The organism is Streptomyces sp. NPDC006739 (assembly GCF_042869815.1).
Classification (GTDB): domain Bacteria; phylum Actinomycetota; class Actinomycetes; order Streptomycetales; family Streptomycetaceae; genus Streptomyces.
Genome location: NZ_JBIAGM010000013.1, coordinates 37,736 through 56,449 on the forward strand (window position 1 = coordinate 37,736; position 18,714 = coordinate 56,449).

Consider the following 18,714-nt stretch of genomic DNA (forward strand, 5'->3'; position numbering starts at 1 on the left):
CGGTGGCGTGCCAGGGGCCGTCCGGCCCCGGCACTGGCACTCCTGCACCGGATTCGCAGAGGGTCGGTCGGTCCCCGACCGGGTCCTACGGCCCCTGCTGGCGGAGGCGCAGGGCAGTCACCCTGATGTCAGGAATTCCGCACCGGGAGGTTGGGACCATGTCCCGCACCGTCACCGTTGGCCTCGACGACTCACCCGAGAGCCGTGCCGCAGCCGAGTGGGCGGCGCGCGAAGCGCTGCTCCGTGGTCTGCCCCTGAAGATCGTGCACGTGCTGGAGCCGACGCCCCGGTATGTGGCCCAGAACCCGCTGCTGGATCTGGACGGATACCGGCAGTGGGCCGAGCAGTTGGCGCGCGAGTCCGCGGACGGTATCCGGCTTCGTCACCCTGGCATCGAGGTGACCACCGAGCAGCTCACGGGTACCGTGGCCGACGTCCTGTGCGAGGCGGCGGGTTTCGCCGAGCTGCTGGTGCTGGGCTCGCGGGGCCTTGGCGGGCTCGGCGGCTTCATGGTCGGTTCGGTGAGCCTGGGCGTGGTGGCCCGCGCTGAGCGCCCGGTGGTGCTGGTGCGGGCGGGTGAGCAGGCCGCGGACGAGCACCGGATGGACCCGACGGGGGTGCCCTCCGCCGCGGCGCCCTTCCGGCCCGTCGTGCTCGGCATCGACGTCGATGAGCCGGACGACACGCTGCTGGAGTTCGCCTTCGACGCGGCCGCTCGCCGCCATGCCGCCCTGCGCGCTGTTCACGCCTGGCCGGAACCGCCGACCTCCTTCTACCGCTTCCCCGGTGATGTCGAGCTCTACGACATTCTCGAGCGCAGGCAGGCCTCGCTCCTCGGCAAGGTGCTGCGTTCTTGGCGGGAGAAGTTCCCGGACGTCGAGGTGATCGAGGCGAGCCGATGCGGCAGCGCCGCCCCGGTCCTCGTCAACGATTCCAACGACGCCTCCCTCCTTGTCGTCGGCCGTCGTATCCGCACCGGCTCGTTCGGAGCTCACATCGGCCACGTCACCCATTCGGCGCTTCATCACGTCGCTGCGCCCGTAGCGGTTGTCGCGCACAGCTGAGCGGGCATTCCCCGAGGAGACACTCCATGAAGGCATCAGCAACCACACGGGCCTTCGGTGAGCTCGTAGATCTCCCGATCGTCGTCGGCGTCGACGGCTCGGAGCCGAGCCTGAGAGCTGTGCAGTGGGCCGCCGACGAGGCAGCACTGCGCGGGGTATCACTGCGGCTGGTGTACGCCTCGCTCTGGGAGCGCTACGAGGGCATGTCCCTTGCCCACGACCTCGGCAAACCCTCGGAGGAGGTGATGACCGAGGACATCGTAGACACGGCCGAATGGCGCGCCCGTCACCGGCAGCCAGGTGTGAAGGTCACCACCGACGTGCTGCCCGAGGAAGCTGAGTACGGCCTCATCAGGGAGAGCCGCAGTGCTCTCGCCATGGTCCTCGGCTGCCGTGGCCGCAGCGGCGTGACCGAGGCACTGCTCGGCTCCGTGAGCCTCACGGTGGCCGGACATGCGCACTGCCCGGTGATCGTGCTGCGCGGGAGGCATGACAACAGGGTCCGCTCGGAGGCACACGGTCGCATCGTCCTGGGTGTGGTGGGACAGCCGGCCTCCTCGGCCGCCCTGCGGTTCGCGGTTGAGGAGACCCTGCTGCGCGGAGCCACGCTGGAGGCTGTACGGGCCTGGCGCCGGCCGCTGCACGAACCACGAGGGCACCCGCTGATCACCGGAGAGCCGGCTCACTTCGAGGAGGCGCTGGCCGCGGAACTGGTCGACGAGGCGCTGGCGACCGTTCCAGCTGACTTGCAGGTGCAACGCCGTACGGTCGAGGGCTTCGCCCGGGACGCCCTGCTGGCCGCCTCCCGTGAAGCCGACCTGCTCGTCGTCGGCGCCCGACGCCGCCATGGCCACTTCGGACTCCAACTCGGCCGTGTCGCCCATGCAGTGCTTCATCATGCGGCCTGCCCGGTGGCCGTCGTACCGGAATCCGGCTGAGACACGCAGAGCCGTCTTGGCCCCAAGCGCACCGATCCCTGGACGCGGGTGTCCGTCGACCAGTCCGCCGTGACGCCGTGCGGCGCATCCGCGAGGAGGACCACTCCAACGGCGTGCCGGTGGGCACGCTGCTCCGCGTACTGATCTTCGGCCGCGACGGCCGGCACCAGTGCCGCGAGGACACCACCGACGAGGGCGAGTGCCCAGACGATCAGGACGACCCACGCCTCGACGACGTCCTCCTGCCGCCGCAGGGGATTGCTCCGCCACCGCCACAGCCGCTGTGTGGTGCCCATAGCGGAACACCTCCTCGTCGTGGTGACTACTACGACGGTGGCCCTGGCCGTCCTGCGTCCACAGGGGCCGGCGGACCTCTTCGCCGACCCGCCCTGGCCCGGTTTCCCTGCTGATGAGGGCCATAGGTCCCGGCGGAGCCCCTTGCGGCAGTCGACCGGGACCCTCCCGGCCGTGGACGAGGGCCGTATGGCCCAAGCGTGGCTTCCCGCATACCACGCAGCCTGGGGGTGCGGGGCGTTTCCCGGCACCGTGCCGGAGCCCGGCCCGTGCCCACGTCGTACGCGCCGGACCGCCGGTCCCGCAGCAGACCGGAACTGGGTGAGCATTGCGATGAAGGGCTTCGTCTTCCACGGTCCCGGTCAGGCCTCCTGGCAGGACGTCGCGGACCCTGGCATCAAGGAACCCACCGACGCGATCCTCAAGGTCGACGCGGTGACGATCTGCGGAACGGACCTGCACATCCTCAAAGGCGACGTGCCCGAGGTCCGCCCCGGGACGGTCCTCGGGCACGAGGCGGTCGGGGAGATCGTCGAGGTGGGCGGCGACGTGCGCACCGTACGTCCCGGAGACCGGGTGCTGGTCTCCTGCATCACCTCCTGCGGGCGGTGCCGGTTCTGCCGGGAGAGTTCCTACGGCCAGTGCCGGGGCGGCGGAGGCTGGATCCTCGGCCACCTGGTCGACGGCACCCAGGCCGAGTACGTCCGCGTGCCCTGCACCGACCTCTCCGTCCACCCGCTGCCCGCCGCCGTACGCAGCGAGGACGCCGTCCTGCTCGCGGACATCTTCCCGACCTCCTACGAGGTCGGCGTCCTCAACGGACAAGTACGCCCCGGCGACACCGTCGCAATCGTCGGCGCCGGTCCCATCGGACTCGCGGCCATCGCCACGGCCCGGATGTTCTCCCCGGAGCGGATCATCGCCGTGGACCTGGCCCCGGCCAGGCTGGAGGCCGCTCACCGGCTCGGCGCCGACGTGATCGCGGACGTCCACGAGGATCCGGGCCAGCTGGTCGCCGACCTGACGGACGGTCTCGGCGCCGACGTGGTGATCGAAGCGGTCGGAGTGCCGGAGAGCTTCGAGCTGTGCACCCGCATGGTCCGGCCCGGCGGCCGCGTCGCCAACGTCGGCGTGCACGGCAGGCCCGCCACGCTGCACCTGGAAGACCTGTGGATCAAGAACGTGACCATCACGACCGGCCTGGTGGACACCTACTCCACGCCGATCCTGCTGCGGATGGCCGCCGCCGGTCGCCTGCCCACCGGCCAACTGGTCACCCACACCTTCCCGCTGGACCACATGGAAGAGGCGTACGAGGTCTTCGCCAAGGCCGGCGACACGGGTGCGCTGAAGGTGGTGCTCGGCGGCGAGCAGCACGCGGAAGTGGCCGTTCCCGCGCTTGAACGGGAGGGAGTGTGACGGCCATGACCGAAGAGATGAGCGCGCGTACGGTGGCGGAGGCGCCGCTGGGTGACCTGGGCCGGCGTCTGGCGGCCCACAGAGCCCGACTCGGCATGACGCGGCGGCAGGCGGCCGCCCGAGCCGGCATGGCCGTCGGCTACCTGCGGTATCTGGAGGAGCAACCCGGTGCCGCACCCCGCCCTGCCGTGCTGCACCGGCTGGCCGAAGTGCTGGAGACCACGGTCACCGAATTGACCGGTGGCGCCGCGGACATGCCGCCCGGGCCCGGGCGAGCCGGGCGCGAGCCCCACTTCACTGAGTTGACCGCCCCTGAGTGCCAGGCATTGTTGGGGTCACACGGAGTCGGACGGCTGGCGGTGGCCACGAGCACGGGGCCGGTGATCGTGCCGGTCAACTACAGCGTCGTGGACGAGGCGATCGTCTTCCGGACGGCGACCGGTGCCACACCGGCGCGGGCCGACGGCCGCCCGGTGGCCTTCGAGGTCGACCGGATCGACGACGCGTTCAGTCAGGGGTGGAGCGTCCTGGTGCGGGGTGTCGCCCGGGCGGTGACGGACCCCGAACAGCGACGCCGGTACGCCGAGGAGGCGCACAGCGGGCCATGGGCGGGCGGCGACCGTGAGCTGTGGCTGCGGATCGAATCCGGCATTGTCACGGGACGCCGCATCACTGTCTGAGCCGGTCTTTCGCCCCGGTGTGCAGGTGTGGGCGGTACGAGAACCTCGTTCCTCTTAGCGCCCACACCTGCACACCGGGGCCGCGCGCGTTCGACGTCAGTCAGTGAGCCTCGTCGTGCCGCCCGCCTCCGTGAGCAGGACACCGGTGACCAGCTCGGGGTGGATGCGCACAGCCTGGTCCCTGCCCTCCACCGGCGCCCACGGCCGCAACAGCCCCAGTACGCGCGTCAGTACCAGCGGATCGCTCACGATGTGGGCGTAACCGGTGACGACGACACTCCATCCGAGGTGGGTGTCCGGATCGATGGCGTCGGCCTCGTATGCGACGACGACACCCGTGCCGTCGGACTGCTGGGCGTGCGCGGCCAGAGCGGTGCCCTCGTGCGTGAGGATGACGATGTCCCCGTTGTCCAGGACGTGGTTGACCGGGCGGACGGCGGGCAGGGCCTGCCGGGTGAAGACGATCCTTCCCAGAGACACGCTGCCCAGCAACCGCAGGGCCTCGGCCTGGTCGAGGTCGATGCGCCGATATGCCCGCGTCTCACCGCTGGCCATGACGTGCCTGCCTTCCGCTGCCGGTCGGCCCGTGGCGGCCGCCGTCGTGCAAGCCGTACACATAGCGGGCCATGACGCCACTCCTCGGCTGTGCGAACTCCGTACCTCCTAGCCTGGGATGGAGCCGCGCGCCGGGGCAGGTGCACTCGGCCCCCAAGGGGTGGGCCGACCGGCCCCGGGAGCCTCCAGGTACACGGACCTACCGCCGGAAAGCACCGTCACCAAGGTGGCCGGACTGCCTTTCCCGCGGAGGATGACTACCGTGGGCCATGACCGCGACCGTCGGGACTCGGGCTCGCGGGGACATGGAGGAGCGTCGTGGCGAACCCGGAAGAGCCCCGTGTACGCCTGCCGGAGCTGAAGCTGGACGAGCTGCTGGAGGAGCTGCAGGCGCGGATCGACGCGGCCCGTGGCACCCGGGACCGGGTGCACAGTCTTCTGGAGGCGGTACTCTCCGTCGGCCGGGAACTCGATCTCGAGCAGGCCCTGCGCTCCATTGTGGAGGCCGCCGCCGTCTTGGTCGACGCCAAATACGCCGCCTTGGGGGTCATCGGTCCTGGCGGCACGACCCTGTCGGCCTTCCACACCGTCGGCGTCACAGAGGAGCAGATCGCCCAGATCGGTCACTTTCCGCAGGGGCACGGCATCCTTGGTGAGGTGATCCAGCACCCGGAGCCGCTCCGGCTGGAGAAGATATCCCAGCATCCGGCCTCGTACGGCTTCCCGGCCCACCACCCTCCGATGAACAGCTTCCTCGGCGTCCCGATCAGGGTTCGTGACCAGGTTTTCGGCAACCTCTATCTGACCGAGAAGCGTGGCGGTGTGCAGTTCGACGAGGAGGACGAGTCGGTGCTGTCGACGCTGGCCGTGGCCGCGGGCGTCGCGATCGACAACGCCCGCCTGTACGAGGAGGCCCGGCTGCGGGAGCGGTGGCTATTGGCGAACGCCGAGATCACGCACTGTCTGATGTCCGGCAGTGAACGGGCCGAGGTCCTGAAACTGATCGCGGAGCGGGCCCGCGAGATCATGGGATCGGCGCTGGCGGCGGTGGCGCTGCCCGTACGGGACACGGAGTCGCTCACGGTGGAGATCGCCGTGGGTGTGGACGCCGAGGCCCACCAGGGTCTGGTGCTGGCCCTGCCGGAGACACTCATGGGCCTTGCCTTCTCCACCGCCGCCCCGGTCACCAGCGACGATGTGCACCAGGACCAGCGGATCTCCCCGCAGCCTCCGCGCTTTCGCGGGCTCGGCCCCGCTGTCGCCGTCCCTATCGGTACCGCGGGAGGCGGCGTACGGGGCGCGGTGCTGGTGGCCCGCGTAGCCGGTCGGCCGGTGTTCACGGGACACGAAGCGGGCATGCTGGGTGGATTCGCCGCCCAGGCCGCCATCGCGATGGAACTGGCCGAGCGCCGCCAGGACGCCGAGCAAATCGCGGTGCTCCAGGACCGCGACCGCATCGCCCGGGACCTGCACGACCTGGCCATCCAGCGGCTCTTCGCCACTGGCATGACCCTGCAGAGCGCCGGCCGCTTCATCGAACACCCGCAGGCCGCCGAGCGCGTGCTGCGGGCCGTGGACGACCTGGACGAGACGATCCGCATCATCCGCTCCGCCATCTTCGGGCTGCGCACGCGTGCGGGCGCAGCCGACGCCGGTCTGCGAACCCGGGTCGTGCGCCTTGCCGACGAGGAGGCACGGGTGCTGGGGTTCGCGCCCAGTGTGCGTATGGAAGGCCTGCTCGACACAGACGTGCCGCACGAAGTAGCTGACCAGGTCGTGGCCGTCCTCTCCGAGGCTCTCACCAACATCGTCCGGCACGCCCACGCCGACCGGGCACAGATCGTCCTGACGACCGACAGCCGCGATCTGTCCCTGACGGTCTCGGACAATGGTGTGGGCATCCCACCTCACGGTCGGCGCAGCGGTCTGCGCAACGTGGCGGAGCGGGCGGAACAGCTGGGAGGGCAGTTCGAGGTGTCCAGCCCCGAAGGGGGTGGTGCCCTCTTGCGCTGGCGAGTGCCGCTCACCCGTTCCCAGGCGCGGTAACGGCGTTGCCGGGTACCCCTGGACGGGCCCGTTCGGCCCCCTGTCCGAACAGCGCTCACCGGCGCGGCCTGAAGGTGTCCCGCTACCGCATACCGCCCCTGGAGGACGCCATGAGCGGCACTCCCCGCGTCGTGAACGACCGGCGACGGCTGACCGTCCTGCGGGAAGGCAGCCGGAAGGCCCTCGCCCCGTGGGCGTTTGAGCAGGAGCAGACAGCTCCTTCGTTCGGATGACTCGCTCTGCCGGGTGGCCCGAACGGCCCTGTCTGGTACCCGGTGCCCCGGTGGAAGGTGGGTCGTACAGCGGCTCGCACGCGCGGCACCGTGAACACTCGCCCTGGCAGGGAAGGAATCCCGATGGCCCCCGACACGCAGCAGGCGCCCCCTCAGTTGGACGAGGAAGAACTGAGGTCGCTGGACGCCCACTGGCGCGCCGCGAACTATCTGGCCGTCGGCCAGATCTACCTGATGGCCAACCCCTTGCTGACCGACCCTCTGCGCCCCGAGCACGTCAAACCGCGGCTGCTCGGTCACTGGGGCACCTCACCCGGCCTGAACCTGGTGCACACCCATCTCAACCGGGTCGTCAAAGCCCGCGACCTGGACGCCTTGTGCATCTGGGGTCCCGGCCACGGCGGACCCGCGGTGCTGGCCAACTGCTGGCTGGAGGGCTCGTACACCGAGACGTACCCGGACGTCAGCCGGGACGCTGTCGGCATGGCCCGGCTCTTCAAGCAGTTCTCCTTCCCCGGTGGGGTGCCCAGCCACGTCGCTCCCGAGACGCCGGGCTCGATCCACGAGGGCGGCGAACTCGGCTACTCCCTCTCCCACGCCTACGGCGCCGCCTTCGACAACCCCGGCTTGATCGTCGCCTGCGTGATCGGCGACGGTGAGGCGGAGACGGGACCGCTGGCCGCCTCCTGGCACTCGAACAAGTTCCTCGACCCGGTCGGCGACGGCGCCGTCCTGCCGATCCTGCACCTGAACGGCTACAAGATCGCCAACCCGGCCGTCCTGGCACGACTCCCCGAAGCAGAACTCGACGAGCTGCTACGCGGCTACGGCCATGATCCGATCCACGTCACCGGCGACGACCCCATGACCGTCCACCGCGCCATGGCCGCCGCGATGGACACCGCGCTGGACCGCATCACGGCCATCCAGCGCGCGGCCCGCGAGGACGGAGCCTCGGACCGCCCCCACTGGCCAGCCATCGTCCTGCGCACACCCAAGGGCTGGACCGGTCCCGCGGAGGTCGACGGGGTGCAGGTGGAGGGCACCTGGCGTGCCCACCAGGTGCCGCTGGCCGCGGTCCGGGACAACCCCGAGCACCTGCGGCAACTGGAGAAGTGGCTGCGTTCCTACCGGCCCGAGGAACTGTTCGACAAGTACGGCGCCCCTCGCCCGGAGGTGCTGGCTTTCATCCCGCGGAGCACCCGCCGCCTCGGCGACACCCCGCACGCCAACGGCGGCCTCTTGCTGCGTGAACTGCCCCTGCCTCCACTGGAGAAGTACGCCGTCGAGGTCGGCAAGCACGGCACCACCCTGCACGAACCGACCCGGGTCCTGGGCGAGTTGCTCAGGGACGTCATGGTGGCCACTGCCGACCGCCGCGACTTCCGCCTCGTCGGGCCCGACGAGACCGCTTCCAACCGCCTGCAGGCGGTCTACGCGGCCAGCGGCAAGGCATGGCAGGCCGAAACCCTGCCGGTGGACGAACACCTCGACCGGCACGGCCGGGTCATGGAGATCCTCTCCGAACACACCTGCCAGGGCTGGCTGGAGGGCTACCTCCTCACCGGCCGGCACGGCCTGTTCTCCTGCTACGAGGCGTTCGTGCACATCGTGGACTCGATGGTCAACCAGCACATCAAGTGGCTGCGCACTGCCCGTCGCCTGTCATGGCGCGCGCCCGTCGCCTCCCTCAACTACCTGCTGACCTCGCACGTGTGGCGGCAGGACCACAACGGGTTCTCCCACCAGGACCCCGGCTTCGTCGACCACATCCTCAACAAGAGCCCCGAGGCCGTGCGGGTCTACTTCCCCCCGGACGCCAACACCCTCCTGTCCGTCGCCGACCATGTGCTGCGCAGCCGGGACTACGTCAACGTCGTCGTGGCCGGCAAGCAGCCCTGCTTCGACTGGCTGTCCATGGAGGAGGCGAAGGTCCACTGCGCCCGCGGCGCCGGCATCTGGGAGTGGGCCGGCACCGAGGACGGCAACCGTGAACCGGACGTGGTGCTCGCCTGTGCGGGGGACGTACCCACTCAGGAGATCCTGGCCGCCGCCCAGCTGCTCCGCCGTCACCTGCCCGAGCTGGCGGTGCGCGTGGTCAACGTCGTGGACGTCGCCCGGTTGCTGCCGGCCGAGGAGCACCCGCACGGCATGAGCGACTTCGAGTACGACGGTCTGTTCACCACGAACAAGCCGGTGATCTTCGCCTACCACGGCTACCCGTGGCTCATCCACCGCCTGGCCTACCGCCGCACTGGGCACTCGAACCTGCACGTACGCGGATACAAGGAGATCGGCACCACGACCACCCCCTTCGACATGGTGGTCCGCAACGACCTCGACCGCTACCGCCTCGTCATGGACGTCATCGACCGTGTCCCCGGCCTCGCGGTCCGCGCGGCGGTCGTACGCCAGCAGATGGAGGACGCCCGGCAGCGCCACCACGTCTGGATCAGGGAACACGGCATGGACCTGCCCGAGGTCGCCGACTGGACCTGGGACGGCTGAGCGGCAACGCCTACCGAGCCCCGTCCCGCGTCGGCTCTGGAGGCGTCGCCAACAGCGATCATTCTGCCGTGTTCGAAGCCAGTATGCGCGGGAGGGTCTGATGCAGGTTCGGATGACAGGTTCGGTCACGCGGCTTGGAGGGCCGGCGTGGTCATGACGGTCTCGAATTCGATGGGTGCCAGCCAGCCGAGCGACGTTTGTCGGTGGCGTCGGTGGTAGGCCCGCTCGATCCACGTCACGATCGCGATCCGCAGTTCTTCACGGGTGGCCCAGACGCGGCGGGCGAGGACGTTCTTCTGCAGCGGGCTGAAGAAGGACTCCATGGCCGCGTTGTCACCGGCAGCGCCAACCCTTCCTGTCGATCCGGCCATCCGGTGGCGGTCGAGCGCCCGGACGAACTTCCGGGAGCGGAACTGGGCGAGTTCAACCGGTCGATGCAACATCGGGTTCATCAGGCGCTGCGCGGGCGGTGGCCCGTTGTCTTCTTGGCGGCTGTCTTCTTCGCCGCGGTCTTCTTCGCCGCGATCTTCTTCGCCGCGGTCTTCTTCGCCGCGGTCTTCTTCGCCGCGGTCTTCTTGGCGGCCTCCTTCTTGTTCGGCTCCGGCAGCTCGTGCACCTGCGCCGGGCCCGCGCTCCCCGCGCGGGAGGCCTTGTCCTTCTGCACCGACTCGTTCAGCGCGGCCATCAGATCCAGGACCTGGGTCGGCTGCTCCGGCTCGGGCGCTTCGGGAAGCGGCTTCTGGTCGCGTTTGGCCTCGATGATCTCGGCGATCGCCTCGGTATACCGGTCGGTGAACTCCTCGCCCTCCAGCGCGTCGACGGTCATCGAGTCCATGAGAGCAAGCGCGCCTTCGATCTCGTTCTCGGACACCTCGGCCGGTGACGGGAGCAGTTCGGCGGGGTCGCGGATCTCGTCGGGCCACAGCAGTTCCTGCAGGAGCAGGGCGTCGCCGCGGATCCGGAGCATGCCCAGTCTCTCGCGGCCGCTCCACGCGTACTTCGCGATGGCCACCCTGCTGGAGCGGCGCAGAGCTTCCACGAGGAGCTTGTACGGCTTCGCGGCGACCTGTTGGCCGGGGGCGAGGTAGTAGCCGGCGCCCATGCGGATCGGGTCGATGTCCTCCATCGCCACGAAGGCGTCGATCTCGATCGCCTTCGCCGTCGGCAACGGACGATTACCCAGGTCCTCGTCCGTGATCGGGATGACCTGGTCACGGGTCAGCTCGTAGCCCTTGCCGATCTCGGACTGGTCGTCCTCGCGATCCTCCAGCTCACACACCGTGCGGTAGCGGACCCGCCCCATGTTCTCTGGGGGTTCCGGGGCCGTGGTGTGACGTCGTACGGCACCTCCTCGTTGAGGTCGTAGGACAGGTTCTCCGGGGGTGTAGCTCTGCGGTGGATCGTTGCGATCGACTCGTGGACTAGGGGTACAAGTGCGCGCCTTTCCTCGAGGGCGGGCGGAGCTGACGACGAAGGCGTACGCCGAGGGTCTTGCCTTGTTCTTGCGCTGCTGTGTGAGGACAGAGCGGGACTGGCGGACGGCGGCTCGCGAGATGGGGCTGTTCATCCTCTGGTTGAGGTGGACGCCCGGCAACGCCGGCCAGCGTCAGGTCGTGGTGCCCGGGCCCGGGAGCAAGCCGGTCCGCGGGGACACGCGGATCAACAAAGTGCTCACAGCCGTGCGGATGTTCCTGGTCCACACGGTCATCAACAGGGCAGCGCCGGCCTCGGTGTTGGAGCAGATCTACGAACTGAGTGACGGCCACGACCTGCCCTTGGCGGCCCGTGGTGAGAGCAGCGTGATGCGCCACCGCCTGCGAGCCCACCATCGGCTTCAGGAACCCGAGACCGAGGTCGACCGAGCCAGCGATGAAGAGGTCATTGCGATGTTCCTCGCGTGCCGCTGGGCGCGCGACCGGCTGATCATGCTCCTGCTTTCCCGCGTCGGACTGCGCCCTGGGCAGGTCGCTGGCCTTCGTCGCCGTGATCCTCACCTGCTGGCGGACTCGCGGTCGCTGGGCTGCCACGTCGAAGGCGCTCATGTGCATGTCGTCCGGCGTCAGAACGAGAACAACGCATGGTCGAAGTCGAAGAAGTCGTGGGTGATGCCTGTGGACTTCCTGGTCGTGCAGGCATTCGACCAGTACGCGCTGGAACGGCATGTGCGTCATGTCGGAGCGCAGAACAGTGGTCATCAGCCGCTATGTACGCAGCAATCTGGCCCGGATGCGGTCTCTGGGGCTGACCCGGCCCGGCGAGCCGCTGCACGGCCTGCCGGACGACTTCGCCCTCCTGGCCGAGGACATCCCTGACGACCCCGAGGACTCCGAAGCAGGCAAAGACCTCCCCTCCGAGGTCATGCGGCAAATCTGCGAGCACCTGCCCTCTCTCGCCGGCACGAAGCGGAACGGCAACGAGAACCTGGTGGCCACAGAGCTGCTGATCGACACCGGCCGGCGGCCCACGGAGATCTGCCAACTGCGGTGGGATTGCCTTCAGCAGGACACCACTGGCCCGAACGTCCTGACCTACGACAACTACAAGTCCGGCCGCAAAGGACGGCGACTGCGATCTCCCAGGCCACCGCGGGAGTGATCACCAGGCAGCAGGAGTTGGTCCGCTCCGACTTCCCCCGGACTCCCACCGCTGAGCTGATGCTCCTGCCGACACGGGTAGGCAACCCCCACGGCCGCAAACCGATCGGGGCCGGCTGGCTGTCCGGCCGCCACCGCGAATGGATCCAGTCGCTGCCCGAGTTCCTGGTCCCCACCCGCGTCGAGATCAACGGGCAGCAGATCACCAAGATGCTGCCCTTCGACAAATCCAACATCTTCCCCTACGCCTACCGGCACACCTACTGCCAGCGGCACGCTGACCAGGGCATCCAGCCCGACGTCCTCCAGAGTCTGATGGACCATCGCCAACTGGCCACTACTCAGCGTTACTACCGGGTCAGTGAGCAGCGCAAACGCGCGGCCGTTGACCGCGTCTCGGCACGGCAGTTTGACCGCCACGGCAACCGCATCTGGCGGCAGGCCAAGGAACTGCTGGACGACGAGTACGCCCGCCGCGCCGTCGGCGAAGTCCAGGCACCTTTCGGCGTCTGCGTTGAGCCGTCCAATGTCGCGGCCGGCGGACACGCCTGCCCTGTCCGATTCCGCTGCGTCGGCTGCGACCACTTCCGCACCGACGCCTCCTACCTCCCCGATCTGGAGGCATACCTCGCCGACCTGCTGCGAAACCGGGAACGCCTGGCCGCATTCAGCTCCGCCGACAACTGGGCAAAAGCGGAGGCCATACCCTCCGACGAGGAGATCACCCGAGTCCGTCGCCTTGTCCGGCGCGTCCGAGAAGACCTCGACAGCCTCACCGACGAGGACCACAGGCAGATCAAGGAAGCCACCACCGTCCTCCGCCGCAGCCGACGGCAAGCCGTCGCCCTCGGGATGCCTCGCGTCGGACCGCCCATCCCCGAGTTCCACCCTGGCAGAACAGCATGACCAACATGAGCGACGGGCGCCGGGCCGACTCGGCCCGGCGCCGGGAGCGCGTTCTCAAGGCCCTCGACGCAATGCTGCGAAGCGACCGACATCACCGTTTCGGCTCTCGCCCGCACGGCGCGGGTGGACCGCACCTTCCTCTACCGGCACCGCGACCTGCTCCAACGGATCCACGCGGCCGCCTCTCCCCAGGAGGGGAGGATCGCAGCCGTCAGCCGGGCCTCCCCGCAGGCCGACCTGGCCAACGCGCTGGAGCGGAACAAACGCCTTGCCACGCGGGTCCGGCAGTTGGAGAAGCGCCTCTCCCAGGCCCTGGGCGAGGCTGCGTGGGCCGAGTCGGGCTTGGGGGCGCCAGCCGACACCGACCAACTTCAGCAACGCATCACCATGCTGGAACAGCACCTGGCCGACATCCAAGGTCAGCTCGATGAACGCGACGACGAACTGGAGGTTGCCCGAGCGGCCAACCGCGAGCTGACCCGCGCCTTAAACCAGCGCGAGTGACCTCCAACGCTTGCGGGAGGAAGTCGAAATGTCCGGGTTCATCGGACGCAGCGGCCGCCATCTTTTCCGACAGGAAGGGCGGCAAGCGATCGGGGGTGCGGCTATTCGGGCAACGGTCTGTCCTGGACGACGTTCTTCATTACGAGGTGTCGGCGTACGGAGTTTTCTGGTCCTGGCAAGATTTTCGTGAAGCCGGGATTGCCACCGCGCGCGCCGGTGACACTCCGTCACAGATGGCGGCAGTGTCAGCGAGTGTGACGACCTCGTACGAACTGTGTCTCCGCACCTGGACACGGCGCGGGTGGAACAGGTGTGGGCGGCGGGCGGCACGGTCCGCATCGCTGCTCGTACCCGCGAATTGACGGTGGCGTGTCCGGACTGCGGTCGCGAGTCGGCGCGGGTGCACAGCCAGTATTCCCGGCCGACGTCGCTGTCGGTGACCGCCCGGTGCTGGGTGTAGGCGTACTGCCCCTGATCCGGGCGGGCCTCGGCGCGGCCGCGGTCCCCACCGTCGCCCTCACCGGCGTCCCGCCCGAAACCGTGGCCCTGCCCACGGTCCCGGTGGCGGGCCACCGCCGCATCGCGGCCGTGTGGCCCAAGAAGCCTGGCGGGCGATCCGGCGGAGGCGGTGCTCGTCGCTCCGGCGGACGCGTCCCCGGCGATCCAGTGGACGCTCCGCCGGTGATCTAGCGGGTGGACCCGGTGTGCTCCCGCACAGTGGCCGCCTCGCTCGCCGTCGTCCCGGCCCCCGGCTCGGCGCTCTTCGTCACGAACCAGCGCCGGCCCGGCAGGACCGCGAGGACGATCAGTGTTCCGGCGGCCATGGTGATCCCGCCGATGAGGCTGGTCTGGGCGACGCCGTGGGCGAAGGCCTGGTGGACGGCGTCCACGGCGGCCTGGGCCTGCTGGGGCCCGGCGGAGGGATCCTGCGCGACCCGCTCCGCGACGGCCAGGCCGGCGCCGACCGAGTCCTTGGCGGTCTCCATCGCCTGCGCCGGGAGCCGGTTGCCCACAAGGTCGGTCAGCTCGTCCCGGTAGGCCGTTCCCAGCAGCGAGCCCAGCACCGCGATGCCCAGCGCCCCGCCCAGCTCCAGCGCGGTGTCGTTGACACCGCCGCCGACGCCCAGCTCGGACTCGGGGAAGGAGCCCATGATCGTGTCGGTCGCCGGGGAGATGGCCAGTCCGAGCGCGAGGCCCAGCATCATCAGCGGCGCCAGGAAGTCCCCGTACGTCGACCCCTTGTCGATCTGGGTGAGCAGGAACATGCCCGCCGTGCCGATGGCCAGGCCGGTCACGGCCATCACCCTCACCCCCAGCTTCGGGGCGAGCACCCCGGTCACCGCGGACCCGAGGAACACCGCACCGCCCAGCGGCAGCAGCCGTACACCCGTTTCCAGGGCGCCGTAGCCGAGGACGAACTGCAGGAACTGCGTCGAGTAGTAGATCACGGCGAACATGCCGAAGAAGAAGAACATCACCGCGAGCATCGAGCCGGTGAAGGGCCGCAGCGCGAACTTTCGGACGTCCAGCATCGGGTGCGGGTGCCGCAGCTCCCAGGCGACGAAGGCGACCAGACCGACACCGGCGATCACGGCGGCGGTGACGGGGCCGGCGCCCCAGCCGGAGTGCGGGCCCTCGATGGCGGCGTAGATCAGGGAGCCGACGGTGACGATCGACAGCAGACCACCGGCGTAGTCGATCCGGCCCATGCCCTCCGCCTTGGACGGCGGTACCAGGGCGAGCGCGCCGAACACGGCGAGGACGGCGATCGGCACGTTGATCAGGAAGGTCGAGCCCCAGGCGTGGTCCTCAAGCAGCCAGCCGGAGACCAGCGGGCCGACGGCTACCGCCACCCCGGAGGTCGCGGCCCAGGCGGTGATGGCCTTGGCCCGCTCGCTCCGGGGGAAGGTCGCGACCACCAGGGACAGCGTGGCCGGCATCACGACCGCGGCACCGACACCCATGATCGCGCGGGCCACGATGACCAGCGAGGTCTCGTCGACCATGCTCCCCATCACCGAACCGCCGGCGAAGATCAGCAGACCCAGCACCAGCGCGCCGCGTCGGCTGTACTTGTCGCCGATCGCGCCCAGCACCAGCATCAGCGCCGCGTACGGAACGGTGTAGGAGTCGACGACCCACTGCAGATCACTGCTGCTCAGGCCCAGGTCGGTGGTCATGTCGGGGGCGGCGACGATCAGCGACGTGTTCGCCATCACCGTGATCAGCAGGCTCAGGCACAGCACGAGCAGCGCCCACCAGCGCCGCGCGTACGGCCCGGTCATCTTCTCCACGGGGGTATGTGCAAGGAAGGGCATCAGTAGCTCCTAAGAAGGACGGGGCAAGCGAGCGGAAGCTCCGAATTGCCCATCTCGTGGCGTCATGTTCTGCTCCGGAGCGCTCAGTGGCTCGGAGCACCCGCCAGTTCACGCAGGCGCGTATTGTTCTGCAGCGCCCACCGCATGGTCCGCGGCGGGCGCCCGAGCAGGGTTTCCAGTTGGTCGGAGAGGACGTCGTACCGTCCGCCGGCGACCAGCCTGGCCTGGATCCTCAGGTGCGCCGCCACGTGCCGGGCCGCAGCCGGATCGCCCAGGGCCTCCTGCAGGAGGGTCTCGTCTATGAAGGCCTCGTTCCAGGCCTCCACTTCCTCAGGGATGTAGGTGACCTGGCGTCCCAGCGCGGCTGCGTAGTCCTCAGCGAACCCGTACATGTCCTTCAGCTCCGGGCCGGTGAGCGCGTAGGACTTCGAGATGTGCGGTGCGGGGTCGACCAGTATCTTCACGCACGCCTCTGCCAGGTCGTGAACGGCGATGGGCGCGAGCCGCTGGTTGCCGTAGGGCAGGCGCAGTTCACCGTTGCCCAGCGAGCCCAGTAGCATCCAGGTCAAGTGGGGGGACTCGGCGAACATGGTCGCACGCACGTTGACGGTCGGGAGGCCGGACCAGTCCAGCACCCGCTCGCAGACCCAGTGCGCCCGCTGCTGCGGTGACCAGTCCGTGACCAGTCCGCCGAGCCAAGAACGCCGCTCCTCATCCGGCGTGGTCATCTTCTCGAGCGTCATGTACGACTGCTCGTAGTTGGACAGGTGCACGAAGGCCTCGATGTCGCCCTGGGCTCGCGCCGCCGCGGCCATCAAGGTGAGGGCATCGGCGTAGTACGGCGCCGCGCTCATGCTGAAGTAGATGCGCTTGACACCCTGCAGCGCGGCGGCCACGTCCGCGAGTTTGAGCAGGTCGCCGACGAAGACCTCGGCCCCGGCCTCGCGCAGCGACTGCGCGCGTTCGTCGTCCCGTCGCACGAACGCGCGCACCGGGTGGCCCTGTTCGAGCAGCATGTCGACCATCACCCTGCTCACGCCACCGACTTGACCGCCGGCGCCGGTGATCAGAATGGGGTTGCGTTCCGTCATTGTTGTGTCCTTCATCTGATGGGGGGCGGGTCGGTCGGCCGTTCAGGAAGCCGAGGATGTGGAGTCGTCGAGGCGGGCGAGGAGGTCGAGAAGGGGGCGTTGACCTCGGTGGGACGCTCCTGCTGCACGCCTGCTGGGCATGACTGAGAACCGTCTGGAAACTGATCAGTTTCCAGACGGGGAAACAGGTCGGTTTCCTCGCCGCCGAAGATGAGGCGAGCGGGTGACGGGCTGAGATCTCAGGGCTTCGAGATCATCGTGTGGCCGCTTTGGGGCTTGCCTCGGCGATCCCCTGGAGGGCCGAGTCGGCGTCCGCGGTGGCCAGCGCGCTGTTGATGTCGGCGCCGGCCAGTGCGCCGGCCGCCGCGGAGGCCCCGACCTGGGCGACCAGATCGGTGACGTTGCCGGCCACCCACACACCCGGCACCTCGGTGGTGCCGACCGCGCCGGAGGCGAAACCGCGGCCCTTCGGCAGGTCCTGCACCGGCAGGCCCAGACCTTCCAGACCCTGGGTGCGGGCCTGCATCGGCGCGGCGACCGCAACGACACGGCGGGCCACGACCTGGCCGTCGGCCAGGCGCACCCCGGCGAGGGCACCGTCCTCGTCGTTGACGACCTCGGTGACCGGGGTGTCGATGACGCGGATGCCGCGGGCGGCGAAGCGGGCGCGGCTGTCCTCGTCCAGGTCGGTGCCGTGGGTGAAGTAGGTCAGGTCCTCGGTCAGCTGACGGAACAGATACGCGTGGCCGATGGAGGCGGGGCCGGTGGCGAGGATGCCGATGGGCTCGTCGCGCACCTCCCAGCCGTGGCAGTACGGGCAGTGCACCACACTGTGCCCCCAGTGCTCGGCGAGCCCGGGCACCTGTGGCAGCACATCCGTGAGGCCGGTGGCCACCAGGATGCGGCGGGCGGTGATGCTGCGGCCGTCGGCCAGGGTGACGGTGAACCGCAGGTCCCCGTCCGCCGACGGGGCGGCGGGCTCGGCGGAGACAACCTTGCCGAATACGACGCGTCCGCCGTACTGGCGTACCTGCTCCCGGCCCCGTCGAAGGATCTCGGACGGCGGGGTGCCGTCCAGGGCGAGGAGGCCGTGCACGGCCTCGGCGGGCGCGTTGCGCGGGGAGCCGCTGTCGATCACGACGACCGAGCGGCGGGAGCGGGCGAGGATCAGTGCGCCGTTCAGCCCCGCGGCGCCCCCGCCGATCACCACCGCGTCGACGGTCCCCTCGGCCAGTGCGTCGCTCGCGTACGGAGGAGTCGTCACAGCCATGGCCTCCTGCCTTTCCTTGTCAGTCATGGTTCGGTCAGCCCTTCGAGTTCTGGGTGGTCGGAGGGGGTCAGTTGTTCAGAAGGCCCAGGAAGTGGTCGGCGACCGTCTTGGGCTGTTGTGGAGAATCCGGCCCCGATTTGCTTGGGACGTCCGTGATGTCCAGATCCAGTACGGCGATGAAAACTCGCCGTCGTCAGGATCGCGAGGATCAGACCGTGCCTTGCCGGCCTGGAAGGCGTCGCAACGCCGGGCGGCGCGGAGGAGCTCAAAGGCATGCGTTGCCCTCAATCGCGC

Annotated in this window: 17 protein-coding genes and 1 pseudogene; 10 read left to right on the forward strand and 8 right to left on the reverse strand. The window is 69.5% G+C overall.

Going from position 1 to position 18,714, the window contains the following annotated elements; all coding sequences use genetic code 11:
- Positions 1 to 158: 158 nt before the first annotated feature.
- Together ACFYMM_RS24960 and ACFYMM_RS24965 are read left to right on the forward strand one after the other, a co-directional pair.
- Complete coding sequence (locus tag ACFYMM_RS24960) at positions 159 to 1,064, forward strand: universal stress protein (protein WP_388390166.1); 906 nt, start codon at positions 159 to 161, stop codon at positions 1,062 to 1,064.
- A 26-nt stretch (positions 1,065 to 1,090) separates the two neighbouring features.
- Positions 1,091 to 2,002, forward strand: a complete 912-nt coding sequence (locus tag ACFYMM_RS24965) for a universal stress protein (protein WP_388390168.1) — start codon at positions 1,091 to 1,093, stop codon at positions 2,000 to 2,002.
- On the opposite strand, the gene ACFYMM_RS24970 is transcribed toward ACFYMM_RS24965, so the two are convergent.
- Positions 1,960 to 2,298: a hypothetical protein gene (locus ACFYMM_RS24970; RefSeq protein WP_388390171.1), complete on the reverse strand. Its 339-nt coding sequence runs from the start codon at positions 2,296 to 2,298 to the stop codon at positions 1,960 to 1,962. The genes ACFYMM_RS24965 and ACFYMM_RS24970 overlap by 43 nt on opposite strands.
- A 331-nt stretch (positions 2,299 to 2,629) precedes the next feature.
- Here ACFYMM_RS24970 and ACFYMM_RS24975 point away from each other — a divergent pair, with 331 nt between their 5' ends.
- The gene (locus ACFYMM_RS24975) at positions 2,630 to 3,715 is read left to right on the forward strand and encodes a zinc-dependent alcohol dehydrogenase family protein (protein WP_388390540.1); all 1,086 of its coding nucleotides are present in this window, start codon (positions 2,630 to 2,632) and stop codon (positions 3,713 to 3,715) included.
- Between the two features lie 5 nt (positions 3,716 to 3,720).
- Entirely contained in the window at positions 3,721 to 4,395 is a 675-nt protein-coding gene (locus tag ACFYMM_RS24980) for a helix-turn-helix domain-containing protein (protein WP_388390173.1), read from the forward strand.
- A 96-nt stretch (positions 4,396 to 4,491) separates the two neighbouring features.
- Here the strand turns inward: ACFYMM_RS24980 and ACFYMM_RS24985 are convergent, their stop codons facing one another.
- Positions 4,492 to 4,950 (reverse strand): pyridoxamine 5'-phosphate oxidase family protein, encoded by a 459-nt coding sequence (locus tag ACFYMM_RS24985; protein ID WP_388390175.1) that lies wholly within the window; start codon positions 4,948 to 4,950, stop codon positions 4,492 to 4,494.
- A 318-nt stretch (positions 4,951 to 5,268) separates the two neighbouring features.
- Here ACFYMM_RS24985 and ACFYMM_RS24990 point away from each other — a divergent pair, with 318 nt between their 5' ends.
- Positions 5,269 to 6,996 carry a GAF domain-containing protein gene (locus ACFYMM_RS24990; protein ID WP_388390177.1) on the forward strand — a complete coding sequence of 576 codons (1,728 nt, stop codon included), beginning with the start codon at positions 5,269 to 5,271 and terminating at the stop codon, positions 6,994 to 6,996.
- Positions 6,997 to 7,352: 356 nt separating this feature from the next.
- Entirely contained in the window at positions 7,353 to 9,737 is a 2,385-nt protein-coding gene (locus tag ACFYMM_RS24995; RefSeq protein ID WP_388390179.1) for a phosphoketolase, read from the forward strand.
- A 125-nt stretch (positions 9,738 to 9,862) separates the two neighbouring features.
- Here the strand turns inward: ACFYMM_RS24995 and ACFYMM_RS25000 are convergent.
- From ACFYMM_RS25000 to ACFYMM_RS25010, 3 genes and pseudogenes are all read right to left on the reverse strand, one after another.
- Positions 9,863 to 10,156: pseudogene (locus tag ACFYMM_RS25000) on the reverse strand (integrase core domain-containing protein); the annotation flags it as partial.
- Between the two features lie 32 nt (positions 10,157 to 10,188).
- Positions 10,189 to 11,040 carry a Ku protein gene (locus ACFYMM_RS25005; protein ID WP_388390181.1) on the reverse strand — a complete coding sequence of 284 codons (852 nt, stop codon included), beginning with the start codon at positions 11,038 to 11,040 and terminating at the stop codon, positions 10,189 to 10,191.
- Positions 11,041 to 11,158: 118 nt separating this feature from the next.
- Positions 11,159 to 11,932, reverse strand: coding sequence for a hypothetical protein (locus tag ACFYMM_RS25010; RefSeq protein WP_388390183.1), 774 nt, complete (start codon positions 11,930 to 11,932; stop codon positions 11,159 to 11,161).
- On the opposite strand from ACFYMM_RS25010, the gene ACFYMM_RS25015 reads away from it, so the two are divergent.
- The 4 genes from ACFYMM_RS25015 to ACFYMM_RS25030 all read left to right on the forward strand — a co-directional run bounded on the left by ACFYMM_RS25015 (position 11,907) and on the right by ACFYMM_RS25030 (position 14,431).
- Positions 11,907 to 12,332, forward strand: a complete 426-nt coding sequence (locus tag ACFYMM_RS25015) for a hypothetical protein (protein ID WP_388390185.1) — start codon at positions 11,907 to 11,909, stop codon at positions 12,330 to 12,332. The two genes, ACFYMM_RS25010 and ACFYMM_RS25015, sit on opposite strands and share 26 nt — an antisense overlap.
- A gap of 59 nt (positions 12,333 to 12,391) precedes the next feature.
- The gene (locus ACFYMM_RS25020; RefSeq protein WP_388390187.1) at positions 12,392 to 13,237 is read left to right on the forward strand and encodes a hypothetical protein; all 846 of its coding nucleotides are present in this window, start codon (positions 12,392 to 12,394) and stop codon (positions 13,235 to 13,237) included.
- A gap of 123 nt (positions 13,238 to 13,360) precedes the next feature.
- Positions 13,361 to 13,741, forward strand: coding sequence for a hypothetical protein (locus tag ACFYMM_RS25025; protein WP_388390189.1), 381 nt, complete (start codon positions 13,361 to 13,363; stop codon positions 13,739 to 13,741).
- Positions 13,742 to 14,188: 447 nt separating this feature from the next.
- Positions 14,189 to 14,431 (forward strand): hypothetical protein, encoded by a 243-nt coding sequence (locus tag ACFYMM_RS25030; protein WP_388390191.1) that lies wholly within the window; start codon positions 14,189 to 14,191, stop codon positions 14,429 to 14,431.
- On the opposite strand, the gene ACFYMM_RS25035 is transcribed toward ACFYMM_RS25030, so the two are convergent.
- The 3 genes from ACFYMM_RS25035 to ACFYMM_RS25045 form a co-directional block, all read right to left on the reverse strand.
- Positions 14,428 to 16,059, reverse strand: coding sequence for an MFS transporter (locus ACFYMM_RS25035; RefSeq protein WP_388390193.1), 1,632 nt, complete (start codon positions 16,057 to 16,059; stop codon positions 14,428 to 14,430). The genes ACFYMM_RS25030 and ACFYMM_RS25035 overlap by 4 nt on opposite strands.
- 83 nt (positions 16,060 to 16,142) lie before the next feature.
- A complete protein-coding gene (locus tag ACFYMM_RS25040) occupies positions 16,143 to 17,150 on the reverse strand; it encodes an NAD(P)H-binding protein (protein ID WP_388390195.1) in 1,008 nt (335 codons plus the stop codon).
- A 253-nt stretch (positions 17,151 to 17,403) separates the two neighbouring features.
- Positions 17,404 to 18,420 carry an NAD(P)/FAD-dependent oxidoreductase gene (locus ACFYMM_RS25045; protein WP_388390198.1) on the reverse strand — a complete coding sequence of 339 codons (1,017 nt, stop codon included), beginning with the start codon at positions 18,418 to 18,420 and terminating at the stop codon, positions 17,404 to 17,406.
- Between the last annotated feature and the right edge of the window lie 294 nt (positions 18,421 to 18,714).

Excerpts from the sequence above, each read along its gene's own strand:
- ACFYMM_RS24970 (WP_388390171.1), bottom strand. The coding sequence starts at position 2,298 with ATGGGCACCACACAGCGGCTGTGGCGGTGGCGGAGCAATCCCCTGCGG.
- ACFYMM_RS25020 (WP_388390187.1), top strand. The coding sequence starts at position 12,392 with ATGCTCCTGCCGACACGGGTAGGCAACCCCCACGGCCGCAAACCGATC.
- ACFYMM_RS24985 (WP_388390175.1), bottom strand. The coding sequence starts at position 4,950 with ATGGCCAGCGGTGAGACGCGGGCATATCGGCGCATCGACCTCGACCAG.
- ACFYMM_RS25045 (WP_388390198.1), bottom strand. The coding sequence starts at position 18,420 with ATGGCTGTGACGACTCCTCCGTACGCGAGCGACGCACTGGCCGAGGGG.
- ACFYMM_RS25015 (WP_388390185.1), top strand. The coding sequence starts at position 11,907 with ATGTCGGAGCGCAGAACAGTGGTCATCAGCCGCTATGTACGCAGCAAT.
- ACFYMM_RS24975 (WP_388390540.1), top strand. The coding sequence starts at position 2,630 with ATGAAGGGCTTCGTCTTCCACGGTCCCGGTCAGGCCTCCTGGCAGGAC.
- ACFYMM_RS25010 (WP_388390183.1), bottom strand. The coding sequence starts at position 11,932 with ATGACCACTGTTCTGCGCTCCGACATGACGCACATGCCGTTCCAGCGC.
- ACFYMM_RS24960 (WP_388390166.1), top strand. The coding sequence starts at position 159 with ATGTCCCGCACCGTCACCGTTGGCCTCGACGACTCACCCGAGAGCCGT.
- ACFYMM_RS25005 (WP_388390181.1), bottom strand. The coding sequence starts at position 11,040 with ATGGGGCGGGTCCGCTACCGCACGGTGTGTGAGCTGGAGGATCGCGAG.
- ACFYMM_RS25035 (WP_388390193.1), bottom strand. The coding sequence starts at position 16,059 with ATGCCCTTCCTTGCACATACCCCCGTGGAGAAGATGACCGGGCCGTAC.
- ACFYMM_RS24995 (WP_388390179.1), top strand. The coding sequence starts at position 7,353 with ATGGCCCCCGACACGCAGCAGGCGCCCCCTCAGTTGGACGAGGAAGAA.
- ACFYMM_RS24965 (WP_388390168.1), top strand. The coding sequence starts at position 1,091 with ATGAAGGCATCAGCAACCACACGGGCCTTCGGTGAGCTCGTAGATCTC.
- ACFYMM_RS24980 (WP_388390173.1), top strand. The coding sequence starts at position 3,721 with ATGACCGAAGAGATGAGCGCGCGTACGGTGGCGGAGGCGCCGCTGGGT.
- ACFYMM_RS25040 (WP_388390195.1), bottom strand. The coding sequence starts at position 17,150 with ATGACGGAACGCAACCCCATTCTGATCACCGGCGCCGGCGGTCAAGTC.